We start from the raw sequence: 11,477 nt of genomic DNA on the forward strand, positions 1-11,477 counted from the left end.
GTTGGCGGGCCGAATAATAAATCCAATAAAAAGCCACGGAGTCTGACATGTCCAAACCCGAATTGCCTGGATGGCGCTGGGGACCATTCACTTTCCGCCTGCCTTTCTACCATACCCGCCTGTATTGGCCCGAGGCCTTGCAGGGGCTGTTCGTTGCCGCTGCCACTGGCCTGTCGCTGGTACCGCTGATGACCATGTTCTTCGGTCTGAGTTTCGAGGAAGCGGTGGCGCTGTCGATGCTGCATTCGATCCTGATCGGTTCAGCCTTGATCTTCTTCGGCGAGCCCTATGCGCCAGGCTGGATCACGCCGGCCTTGCCGCTGGTGCTGGCTTTCGTACTGGGCAGTTACGAGGACCCTGTTCTGCGCTTTCAGGCGATGACGGCGATATCGCTGAACTTCGCCCTGTTGCTGTTCATTCTCGGTGTCTCCGGGTTGGGCAAGAAGTTCGTGCTCTGGCTTCCCGATACACTCAAGGCCGGTATCATTCTTGGTGCTGCCATTGCTGCGCTCAAGCGTGTGTTCATCGATGATGCCGAGCGCTTTCTGCTGCAACAGCCGATCATCACCACGCTGGCCTGTGCGGTGTGTCTGATATTCGCCTTTTCGCTGCCGATGGCCCGGCTGAAGGAGAAATATCACCTGGTAGCCCTTATCGGGGCGATGGGGCTGCTGCCGGGTTTTCTGCTGGCGGCACTGGTCGGCCCGCTGGTGGGGGAGGTCAGCTATGAGATCGAGTGGGGCATCCTGATCCCGCCGGTGGGCGACCTGTGGTTGAAGGTATCGCCCTTTGCTATCGGCTGGCCGAGTGCCGAGATGTTCATCAAGAGTATTCCGCTGGCGCTGATCACCTATGTGATCCTGTTTGGTGACATCGTTACCGGCAACGAGGTGATCCGTGAAGGTATTGCTACCCGCAAGGATGAGCATATCGATATCAGCCCCAATCGGACGCACCTGTCGCTGGCCATCCGCAATGGCCTGATGGGTCTGTTCGCCCCTTTCTTTCCGACCCAGGGTGCGCTGTGGACCGGGGTTCACGTGATCATCGTGCAGCGCTGGAAGCAGGGTCGACGGGCGATGGACAGTCTGCACAGTGGGCTGGTGTCCTATTATCTGATGGGCATTCCGATCCTGTTCGTGTTGCTGCCGCTGCTGACCGGCCTGCGTCCGCTGCTGGGTGTGGCGCTGTCGCTGACCCTGGTACTGACCGGTTTTGCCTGTGCCTACATCGCCATGGCGATTCCCAGGAACAACACCTCGCGTGGTGCAGTGGTGCTGATCGGCGTGGGGTTGGCGCTCTTCGAGCCCTGGGTGGGCCTGCTGTTCGGCATTGTCACCACACTGCTGTTGGTGGGCTGGGACCGCAACCCCGACCCGATTCCCCACGAGGACTGAGCACCTCTATCCGCTCGTCCTACCTTCTGCAGGAGCCGTGGCCTGACGGCTCCTGCAGGGGGAGTCCATGAGCTGCTGTGCTATGCTCGCTGGCTTCGTTGCTGCGCGCTCCCTGTCCGACAAGTCCTACACCGGTGGTCCGGTCAACTGGCGGATCATCCGCAGCCTGCTTCCCTACCTGAGCGAATTCCGTGGCCGGGTGCTGCTGGCGATGAGCTGCCTGATCCTGGCCAAGCTGGCCGGGGTGGCGGTGCCCTGGATGCTCAAGCTGATCGTCGAGCATTATGAAACCGTTACCGATGCGCTGATCCTGGTGCCGGTGGCGCTGCTGGCTGGCTACGGTTTGCTGCGTTTCGCCACTGTGTTCTTTTCCGAGTTGCGCGATGCGGTGTTCGCCCGGGTCGCCGAGCGCGCCATGCGGCGTATTTCGCTCAAGGTATTCGAGCATCTGCACCGGCTGGATCTGGGCTTTCACCTGTCGCGGCGCACCGGCGGTCTGGCGCGGGATATCGAGCGCGGCACCAATGGCATCAGCTTTCTGCTGCGTTTCATGGTGTTCAACATCCTGCCGACGCTGCTGGAGATCGGCCTGATCGCGGCGATCCTGCTGGTCAATTTCAGTCCGGTCTATGCCCTGACCGTGCTGGGTTCGGTAGTGGTGTACGGGCTGTTCACCATCGTCTTCACTGAATGGCGCAACCGCTTCGTGCGCGAAAGCAACCAGCTGGACAATCGCTCCAATACCCGGGCGGTGGACAGCCTGCTGAACTACGAGACGGTGAAGTATTTCGGCAACGAGCAGTTCGAGGCGCGCCAGTACGATGTGCACCTGGCCAGCTGGGAAGCGGCGCGGATGAAGACCCGGTTGTCGCTGGCGGCGCTGAATTCCGGGCAGGCGCTGATCATCGCCGGTGCGGTTACCCTGTTGATGGTCATGGCGGCGCGTCAGGTTTCCGCCGGCGCCATGACCCTGGGCGAGCTGGTGATGATCAATGCCTACATGATCCAATTGTTCATCCCGCTGAATTTCCTCGGCTTCATCTACCGGGAAATCCGCGAGGCGCTGATCAATATCGAGCGCCTGTTCGGCCTGTTGCAGGCACCGGTACGGGTGGTGGACGCTGCCGATGCGCGGGAACTGCAGGTGAGCGGCGGGCAGGTGCGTTTCGACCGCGTCGGTTTCGCCTACCAGGCCGAGCGGCCGTTGCTGCAGGAAGTGAGTTTCACCATTCCGGCGGGGCAGACGCTGGCTATCGTTGGTCCCAGTGGTGCGGGCAAGTCCACCCTGGCACGTCTGTTGTTCCGCTTCTATGACGTGGATGCCGGCAGCATCAGTATCGATGGCCAGGATATCCGCAACGTCAGCCAACAGAGCCTGCGCCAGCATATCGGCGTGGTGCCGCAGGATACCGTGCTGTTCAACGATACCATCGGCTACAACATCGCCTACGGCAAACCGCGGGCCAGCGAGGCTGAGGTGTGGGAGGCGCTGCGCCTGGCGCAGCTGGAGGACTTCGTCAGGCGCCTGCCCGATGGACTGGATACCCAGGTGGGTGAGCGCGGGCTGAAACTTTCCGGGGGCGAGAAACAGCGCATCGCCATTGCCCGGGTGCTGCTGAAGAATCCGCCGTTACTGATCCTCGACGAGGCCACTGCGTCACTGGATACTCACTCCGAACGGCGCATCCTGGATGCACTCAACCTGGTGGCGCAGCGCCGTACCACCCTGGCCATTGCCCACCGGCTGTCCACCATCACCCACGCCGAGCAGATCCTGGTGCTGGACCAGGGGCGGGTGGTGGAGCAGGGCAATCACCAGCAACTGCTGGCTGCCGGGGGTGCCTATGCGCGGTTGTGGGCAGAGCAGTTGCGGCATGGGGAAGGCGGGGCGTAGCGCCCCGAGGCGGGGCCTTCACGATATCGGGTTGTCGAGCGCCTCGGGCCGCGATTGGACCGGGTCACGTTGACCGGGTCACGTTGACCGGGTCGCGATCGACTCGACGACGTCGTGGCTCGGAGGCCGCAGGCGTAGCGCAGGCGCGCTACACCCCGGGTAGATCAGCGCGGCGTCATCTGCTCCTTGGAAAAATCATCCACTTCGATCACCGCCCGCCGGGCCAGTCGGGCGTCGCGGACCTTCTGTGCTTCGTCCGGGCTGATCACCCCGCTTTCGGCGGCGACCGCCAGGCTGTCAGCGTCGCTGTCATGCTGCAGCTCGCCGGAGCGCAGGGCCTTGCTCAGGCGCAGTTCGATGGGGTCGGCGAGGATCACCTTGTCCAGGGTGCTGTTAAGCAGGCCGGTGACATCCTCCGGATCGTTGCTGCGATAGCAGCCTTCCAGCAGTCGATCACGCGAGGCGCCAGGTGTCATCAGCCGCCGCGCCACTTCCTTGCCGGTGGTGTCGGCCGGTGGCTTGAGCCGGCGACCCAGCGGGAAGATCAGCACCCGCAGGGCAATGCCCATGCAGCGATCCGGGAAGTTGAGCAGGATCTCGTGCATGGCCTGCTCGATCTTCACCAGCAGGTCTTCCACGCCCCAGCGCAGCAGCGGCAGGTCTTCCTCTGGCTCGCCCTGGTCGTGATAGTGCTTGAGCGTGGCGCTGGCCAGGTAGATGAAGCTGAGCACGTCACCGAGCCGGGCGGACAGACGCTCGCGGCGTTTCAGCTCGCCACCGAGCATCAGCATGCTGGTGTCGGTCAGGGTGGCGAAGGCGGCGGACAGGCGCGACAGCTGCCGGTAGTAACCACGGGTATCGGCGTTGCCCGGGGTCCTGACCAGGGCGCCACAGGTCAGCCCGAGCAACAGGCTGCCGGCGGCATTGCCCAGGGCGTGGCCGATATGCTCGTACAGCAGGGCGTCGAAGCGGGCGATGGCCCGGTCCTGATCCGGGTCCTGGGTGGCGAGCATTTCCTGCAGCACATAGGGATGGCTGCGGATCGCTCCCTGGCCGAAGATCATCATGCTGCGGGTGAGGATATTGGCGCCTTCCACGGTGATGGAAATCGGTATCGACTGATAGCCGCGGCCCAGGTAGTTCTTCGGCCCCATGCAGATGCCCTTGCCGCCATGCACATCCATGGCGTCGTTCAGGCATTGACGCATGCGTTCGGTGATGTGGTACTTGACCACGCCGGACAGCACCGCCGGTTTCTCGCCCAGGTCCACTGCACCGGCGGTCATGCTGCGTGCCGCATCCATCACGTAGGTATTGCCACCGATACGCGCCAGGGCTTCCTGCACGCCCTCGAACTCACCGATCGGCAGGTTGAACTGGCGGCGAATCCGCGCATAGGCGCCGGTGGTCATGCTGGCCATCTTGGCGGCGCCGGTGCCGCCGGCGGGCAGGGAGATGGAGCGTCCGACCGCCAAGCAGTTCATCAGCATCTTCCAGCCGTGGCCGATCATTTCCTGTCCGCCGATCAGGTAGTCCATCGGAATGAACACGTCCTTGCCGGCGTTGGGTCCGTTCATGAAGGCCGCGTTGAGCGGGAAGTGGCGACGGCCGATCTCGACGCCCTGGGTATCGGTGGGGATCAGCGCCAGGCTGATGCCCAGTTCTTCCTGGTCACCCAGCAGGCCGTCGGGGTCGTAGACCTTGAAGGCCAGCCCCAGCAGGGTGGCGACCGGGCCGAGGGTGATGTAGCGCTTCTCCCAGGTGACGCTCAGGCCCAGCACTTCCTGGCCTTGCCACTGGCCCCGGCAGATGATGCCGCGGTCGGGCATGGCGCCGGCATCGGAGCCGGCCTCGGGGGAGGTCAGGGCGAAGCAGGGCACCTCTTCGCCGGCGGCCAGGCGGGGCAGGTAATACTGCTTCTGGGCGTCGGTGCCGTAGTGCATCAGCAGTTCGGCGGGGCCCAGGGAGTTGGGCACCATGACCGTGGAGCCAAGGTCGCCGCTGCGGCTGGCCAGCTTCATGGCGACCTGCGAATGGGCATAGGCGGAAAAGCCCTTGCCGCCATATTCCTTCGGGATGATCAGCCCGAAGAAGCCGTTGCTCTTGATGAATTGCCATACCGGCTCGGGCAGGTCCTGCAGCTCGGTGGTGACCTGCCACTCGTTGGTCATGCGGCACAGTTCTTCCACCGGACCATCGAGAAATGCCTGCTCTTCGGCGCTCAGGGTCGGCTTGGGATAGCTATGCAGGGTATCCCAGTCGGGGCGGCCGCTGAATATCTCGCCATCCCACCAGACGGTGCCGGCATCCAGGGCTTCCTGTTCGGTGTCGGAAATCGGCGGCAGCACCTTGCGGAACCAGTGGAACAGCGGGGTGGTGATGCTCCTGCGGCGCCAGTCGGTCATGTTCAGCGGAATGGCAATGCCGAGAAACAGCGCCCAGAGGATCAGGTCCAGCAGCCAGTGCACCGGGCCGAGCAGGGTCATCGCCAGCAGGTAGGCGCCGACCACCAGTGAGCCGTTGAGCAGGCCGCTGCGTACCCAGGCCAGCACGGCAATACACAGAATCAGGCCCAGCAGCCAAAGCAGGGTGAGCATGAAGCACTCCTTCGGGGTTGAGATCCAGTCTTCAGCATAGCCGGTTTGGCCGCGGGATGCGGCCTGGGCTGTAACGGGATATCACCGCAGGGAGTGGCAGGGACAACGCCGCTTTGGCGTTGTCCCGATGCGGCGGGGGCTCAGGGCTCGATACGAGCGCTGTCGTACTTGATGGTCTTGCCGGCCAGGTAATAGTGGAAGCAGGCCCAGATATTCGCCAGTGCGGCAATGATCAGGGCGTAGCGCAGGCTCTCCATGCCATGCATGCTGCTCATCAGGTCGCTGGCCAGACCGATCAGCTGCGGGCCGAAGCCGAGGCCGAACAGGTTGAGGATCAGCAGCATGATCGCCGAGGCCAGTGCCCGGCTGCGCAGCGGCGTCAGGCTCTGGATCATGGCGAAGCTGGGGCCGAGATAGAAGGCGCCGAGAAACACCGCCGGTATGTAGGCAGCCAGTGCCAGGGTGGTGTTGTCGATGGTGTAGAAGGCGATGACGAAGGGGACCGCGCAGATCTTCGCCAGGCCGACGATCCAGGCGTTCCAGCTCTGGTTGCGTGCTGCCAGCTTGTCCGCCAGCATGCCGCCAACCCAGGCGCCGAGGCCACCGACGATGCCCATCAGCGGACCCAGCAGCAGGCCTACCTGGCCGGCGGTGAGGCCGTGGCTGCGCATCAGGAACGCCGGGTTCCAGACGATGGTGCCATAGCCGACCAGGGCGGTAAGGGTCACCCCGATGACCACATGACGGGTGGTGCGCACACGCCAGAGTACCGCCATGCCGGCCTTGACGCTGACCTTGCCACGCGGTGGCGGTGGCACGCCATCGGCAAAGCCGCGCGGCGGCTCGATCATGGTGAAGCGCACCAGCAGGGCGATCAGCAGGCCTGGCAGGCCGACGATGAAGAAGGCAGCACGCCAGCCCCAGGCGTCGGCAACGAAACCGCCGACGATAAAGCCGATCATGATGCCGAAGTACACGCCCAGCGAGTACAGGGCCATGGCGCTGGAGCGTTTCTCCTTCGGATACAGGTCCGAGAGCATGGAATGCGAGGGCGGGCTGGAGCCGGCCTCGCCGATACCGACGCCGATACGCGCGGCGGCCAGTTGCCAGAAGTTCTGCGCCAGACCACAGACGGCGGTCATCAGACTCCAGATGGCGATGGCCCAGGCGATGATGTTGCGGCGGTTGGAACGGTCGGCCCAGATGGCGATCGGGATACCGAGGGTGGCGTAGAACAGGGCGAAGGCGATACCGGACAAAAAGCCGAGCTGAGTATCGGACAGCAGTAGATCGGCCTTGAGCGGCTGGATCAGGATACCGACGATATTGCGATCAACGTGGCTGGAGGTATAGGCCAACACCAGAATGAACAGTGCGTAACGCCGGTACGCCGGCGTGATGCGACTGGTAAAGTCGTCCTGGGCAGGTGCCGGTGTTTCTGGCGTCTGGGACATGGAGTGTCTCCGTCATCTGTGGTTATTTTTGTCACGCAGCAGCATACGACTGGGCACCTGCGACCACAATCGACCGGCGGGTCACATTTGTAGAACTTTTGTAATTGGCTTGAATCCGCGATTTTCATCCCCATATCGTCTGGCTGGTCGCTGGATTAAGGGTGTGTGCATGACGACGGCAATTAGCATTCGTGGGCTTGAGAAAACCTATCCCAATGGCATGCGTGCCTTGAAAGGGGTGGATCTGGAGGTGGCACAGGGTGACTTCTTCGCCCTGCTCGGGCCCAACGGGGCGGGCAAGTCCACGACCATCGGCATCCTGTCGTCACTGGTCAGCAAGAGCGCCGGCAAGGTCAGCATCTTCGGCCATGACCTGGACACCGAGCTGATGGCCGCCAAGCGCTGTATCGGCGTGGTGCCCCAGGAATTCAACTTCAGCCAGTTCGAGAAGTGCCAGGATATCCTGATCAACCAGGCCGGCTACTACGGTATTCCGGCTGGCGAAGCGCGTGAGCGCGCCGAGCATTTCCTGCGTCGGTTGAATCTGTGGGACAAGCGCAATGTAGCCTCGCGCATGCTGTCCGGCGGCATGAAGCGGCGCCTGATGATCGCCCGGGCGCTGATCCACGAACCGCGCCTGCTGATCCTCGACGAGCCGACCGCCGGGGTGGATATCGAGATCCGCCGTTCGATGTGGCAATTCCTCGAAGAGATCAATGCCCAGGGAGTGACCATCATCCTGACCACTCACTACCTGGAAGAGGCCGAGCAGCTGTGCCGCAACATCGCCATCATTGATGGTGGGCAGATCATCCACAACACCAGCATGCGCGAATTGCTCAAGGAGTTGCAGGTCGAGACCTTCCTGCTCGATTGCCGCGATGTGCAGGCCCAGGCGCCGGTACTCGCCGGTTACCCCTGTGCCCTGGTGGACGATCACACCCTGGAAGTGCAGGTGGACCGGGAGCAGGGCATGAACGGACTGTTCACCGAGCTGGCCGCGCAGGGCATCCAGGTGTCTAGCCTGCGCAACAAGAGCAACCGGCTGGAGGAACTGTTCCTGCGTCTGGTCGATGGCAATGCGCAAAAGGGAGTGGCATGAACATGAATTACTGGCGCAACAGCTGGGTCGCCTTCACCACCATCCTGTTCAAGGAAATCCGTCGTTTCTCCCGCATCTGGCCGCAGACGCTGCTGCCGCCGGGCATCACCATGGCGCTGTACTTCGTCATCTTCGGCAACCTGATCGGTAGTCGCATCGGTGACATGGGCGGGTTCGACTATATCGACTACATAGTGCCGGGGTTGATCATGATGGCGGTGATCACCAACAGCTATTCCAACGTGGTGTCGAGCTTCTTCAGCACCAAGTTCCAGCGCTCGATCGAGGAGCTGATGGTCGCACCGGTGTCGCCGCACGTGATCCTGCTCGGTTACACCCTGGGTGGGGTGGCGCGCGGGCTGGCGGTGGGGCTGATAGTGACGCTGATGTCGCTGTTCTTCACCCGTCTGCAGGTGCAGCACATCGGGTTGACCATTGCCGTGGTGTTTCTCACCTCGCTGGTGTTCTCGCTCGGTGGTTTCATCAACGCGGTGTACGCCAGGAACTTCGATGATATCTCCATCGTGCCGACCTTCGTGCTCACGCCGCTGACCTACCTCGGCGGGGTGTTCTATTCGATCAACCTGTTGCCGGAGTTCTGGCAGGGGGTATCGTTGATCAACCCGATCCTGCACATGGTCAACGCCTTCCGTTTCGGCATCCTCGGCGTGTCGGATATCAACATTGGCGTGGCGCTGTTGCTGATGGCGGTATTCGTGGTGGGGCTCTACCTGTTCAGCTATCGCCTGCTGGTGCGTGGTACGGGTCTGCGCCAGTAGTCGTTGGTTATTGGCCTGGTCGGCGCCGGACAGGTATGCTTGCGGGTCCCAACCCAGGAGACCCGCAGATGCACCCGGCAGACCAGTCGCCCCTCGGAAAAAACAGTAGCTACAGCGATATCTATACCCCATCGCTGTTGTATCCGATCCCGCGCCAACCGATCTGGCAGGAGCTGGGACTGGACCCCGAGCGGTTGCCGTTCCATGGCGTGGATGTATGGAACAGCTACGAGGTGTCCTGGCTGACCCCCTCCGGCAAGCCGGAAGTGACCGCCGTGGAGTTCATCTTCCCGGTCACTGCCAACGCGCGCATCGTCGAGTCGAAGTCCTTCAAGTTGTACCTCAACTCCTTCAACCAGACCGTCTTCAGTGACCGTTCGGAAGTGTTACGCACCCTGGAGTCCGATCTGAGCGTGACCGCCCAGGCGCCGGTGATGGTGCGTCTGCTGGATATGTCGCGGCTGCAGCAGGCCGGCATCGCGCGTCTGCCCGGCGAGTGCCTGGATGACCTCGATGTGCGCATCGACACCTACGACTACTCGCCGCAGCTGTTGCAACTGGCGCCGGAGGGTGGGCAGGTGCGGGAAACCCTGCACAGCAACCTGCTCAAGTCCAACTGCCCGGTGACCGGTCAGCCGGACTGGGGCAGTGTACTGATCAGCTATGCCGGGCCGGCGATCGACAGGGCCAGCCTGCTGCGCTATCTGGTGTCCTTCCGCCAGCATGCGGACTTCCATGAGCAATGCGTGGAGCGCATCTTCCTGGAACTGCACAAGCTGCTGGGTGACAAGTGCGAGCTGACGGTCTACGCACGCTACCTGCGGCGCGGTGGCCTGGACATCAACCCCTGGCGCTCGACCCAGGCCGGCATGCCGGACAACCTGCGCCTGGCACGCCAGTAGCGAGGCGGTCCTGCCGGGGTGGTGCTCAAATGCCCATGTTCGACAGCGTCTGCACCACGTTCTGCAGCGTCGCCGCCAGGGTCGGATGCCGCTCGGAAAACTCCTCGATCATCAGGTTCACGCCATCCACCAGGCTGGGGTCATTGGCCAGATCCTCGTCGGCCTCGCGTACCAACAGGCGGGCTTCGAGCGTGTTGGCCAGCGCCTCCAGCGAGCTGCGCTCCTCGGCGGAGAGATGGATATCCGGGTCGTTCAGGGTCTGGTGCAGGGATTCAAGCTGGGCTTGCAGTTGTTCTTCCGGCATGTGTCACTCCTTCAGTAAAGCGCGTTGCCTACACTATAGACGCCCAAGCCCGCCGCCGTCTCCCCCGTGCGGTCAAGCCGCTACCGGTTGTCTGCAGCCCCCTGTTTCCCTGACAATCATCACGAAATTGCTCAAGGGGCGGGAAGTTTTGCATTACACTGGCGGCCTCGATACGCGGCAACCGGTATCTCGATCCGCCGCCCTGGTTCCCAAGATGGAGAGTTCGCGCTGATGAAACTATTGAATGCCACCACCTGCAGTCTGCTGGCCGGGGCGCTGGTACTGTCGGTAACCGCTCCGGCGGCGGCAATCGATGATGATTACGACTACCAGGACGGCTACCACAACCCCGATCCCTGGGAGCCGATGAACCGGGTGGTGTTCCGTTTCAATGACACCCTGGATACCTACGCCCTCAAGCCGGTAGCCAAGGGGTACGATCGGGTCATGCCGCAGTTTCTCAACGACGGCGTGACCAACGTGTTCAACAACCTCGGTGAGCCGAAGAACCTGATCAACAACACCCTGCAGGGCAAGTTCCATGATGCCGGCATCGATCTGGCGCGCTTTCTGATGAACACCACCGTGGGTGTGGTGGGGGTATTCGATGTGGCCACCCGTATGGGCCTGCAGCGCAACGACGAGGACTTCGGCCAGACCCTGGGCGCCTGGGGCGTGCAGAGCGGCCCCTACCTGATGCTGCCGCTGTTCGGCCCGAGCACGGTGCGCGATGGCAGCGCCTTCGCCCTGGAGGGCTACGCCGGCTACAACTACGGCTCGCAGATGGACCATGTGCGCAGCCGCAACACCGCCGCGGCTGTCGATGTGGTCGATACCCGCGCCGGACTGTTGTCCCAGGAGCGCCTGATTCGCGGTGACAAGTACCGTTTCATCCGTAACGCCTGGTTACAGAATCGTGAGTTCAAGGTCAAGGATGGGTTGGTGGAGGATGACTTCTAGGCTGTGTGGTGAGCAGCCCCTTGGCGCACCGACCGTTGGAAGGTTGCCTGTGTCGGCGGATGGGAGTAATGTCTGCCCCTTGGTAAAT

9 protein-coding genes are annotated in these 11,477 nt (G+C 62.7%); 6 read left to right on the top strand and 3 right to left on the bottom strand.

Annotated elements, in window-relative coordinates; translation table 11 throughout:
* Window positions 1–47 precede the first annotated feature (47 nt).
* Both H6X51_RS13805 and H6X51_RS13810 read left to right on the top strand, forming a co-directional pair.
* Window positions 48–1,397, top strand: coding sequence for a hypothetical protein (locus H6X51_RS13805; RefSeq protein ID WP_185268083.1), 1,350 nt, complete (start codon window positions 48–50; stop codon window positions 1,395–1,397).
* A gap of 67 nt (window positions 1,398–1,464) precedes the next feature.
* Complete coding sequence (locus H6X51_RS13810) at window positions 1,465–3,291, top strand: ABCB family ABC transporter ATP-binding protein/permease (RefSeq protein ID WP_221627358.1); 1,827 nt, start codon at window positions 1,465–1,467, stop codon at window positions 3,289–3,291.
* 164 nt (window positions 3,292–3,455) lie between these two features.
* On the opposite strand, the gene H6X51_RS13815 is transcribed toward H6X51_RS13810, so the two are convergent.
* Together H6X51_RS13815 and H6X51_RS13820 are read right to left on the bottom strand one after the other, a co-directional pair.
* The gene (locus H6X51_RS13815; RefSeq protein WP_185268085.1) at window positions 3,456–5,888 is read right to left on the bottom strand and encodes an acyl-CoA dehydrogenase; all 2,433 of its coding nucleotides are present in this window, start codon (window positions 5,886–5,888) and stop codon (window positions 3,456–3,458) included.
* A 140-nt stretch (window positions 5,889–6,028) separates the two neighbouring features.
* Window positions 6,029–7,342, bottom strand: a complete 1,314-nt coding sequence (locus H6X51_RS13820) for a spinster family MFS transporter (protein ID WP_185268087.1) — start codon at window positions 7,340–7,342, stop codon at window positions 6,029–6,031.
* A 169-nt stretch (window positions 7,343–7,511) separates the two neighbouring features.
* Between H6X51_RS13820 and H6X51_RS13825 the strand changes: the two genes are divergently transcribed.
* From H6X51_RS13825 to queF, 3 genes are all read left to right on the top strand, one after another.
* Window positions 7,512–8,444 (top strand): ABC transporter ATP-binding protein, encoded by a 933-nt coding sequence (locus H6X51_RS13825; RefSeq protein ID WP_185268089.1) that lies wholly within the window; start codon window positions 7,512–7,514, stop codon window positions 8,442–8,444.
* Window positions 8,445–8,446: 2 nt separating this feature from the next.
* On the top strand, window positions 8,447–9,223 hold the full coding sequence (locus H6X51_RS13830; protein WP_235991353.1) for an ABC transporter permease: 777 nt from the start codon (window positions 8,447–8,449) through the stop codon (window positions 9,221–9,223).
* Between the two features lie 68 nt (window positions 9,224–9,291).
* On the top strand, window positions 9,292–10,125 hold the full coding sequence (queF, locus tag H6X51_RS13835; RefSeq protein ID WP_185268091.1) for an NADPH-dependent 7-cyano-7-deazaguanine reductase QueF: 834 nt from the start codon (window positions 9,292–9,294) through the stop codon (window positions 10,123–10,125).
* A gap of 25 nt (window positions 10,126–10,150) precedes the next feature.
* On the opposite strand, the gene H6X51_RS13840 is transcribed toward queF, so the two are convergent.
* Window positions 10,151–10,429, bottom strand: a complete 279-nt coding sequence (locus H6X51_RS13840) for a DUF4404 family protein (protein WP_185268092.1) — start codon at window positions 10,427–10,429, stop codon at window positions 10,151–10,153.
* Window positions 10,430–10,660: 231 nt separating this feature from the next.
* Between H6X51_RS13840 and H6X51_RS13845 the strand changes: the two genes are divergently transcribed.
* The gene (locus tag H6X51_RS13845; protein ID WP_185268093.1) at window positions 10,661–11,389 is read left to right on the top strand and encodes an MlaA family lipoprotein; all 729 of its coding nucleotides are present in this window, start codon (window positions 10,661–10,663) and stop codon (window positions 11,387–11,389) included.
* The last annotated feature ends 88 nt before the right edge of the window (window positions 11,390–11,477 follow it).

The organism is Halopseudomonas xiamenensis, assembly GCF_014219065.1.
GTDB classification, from domain to species: Bacteria; Pseudomonadota; Gammaproteobacteria; order Pseudomonadales; family Pseudomonadaceae; genus Halopseudomonas; species Halopseudomonas xiamenensis.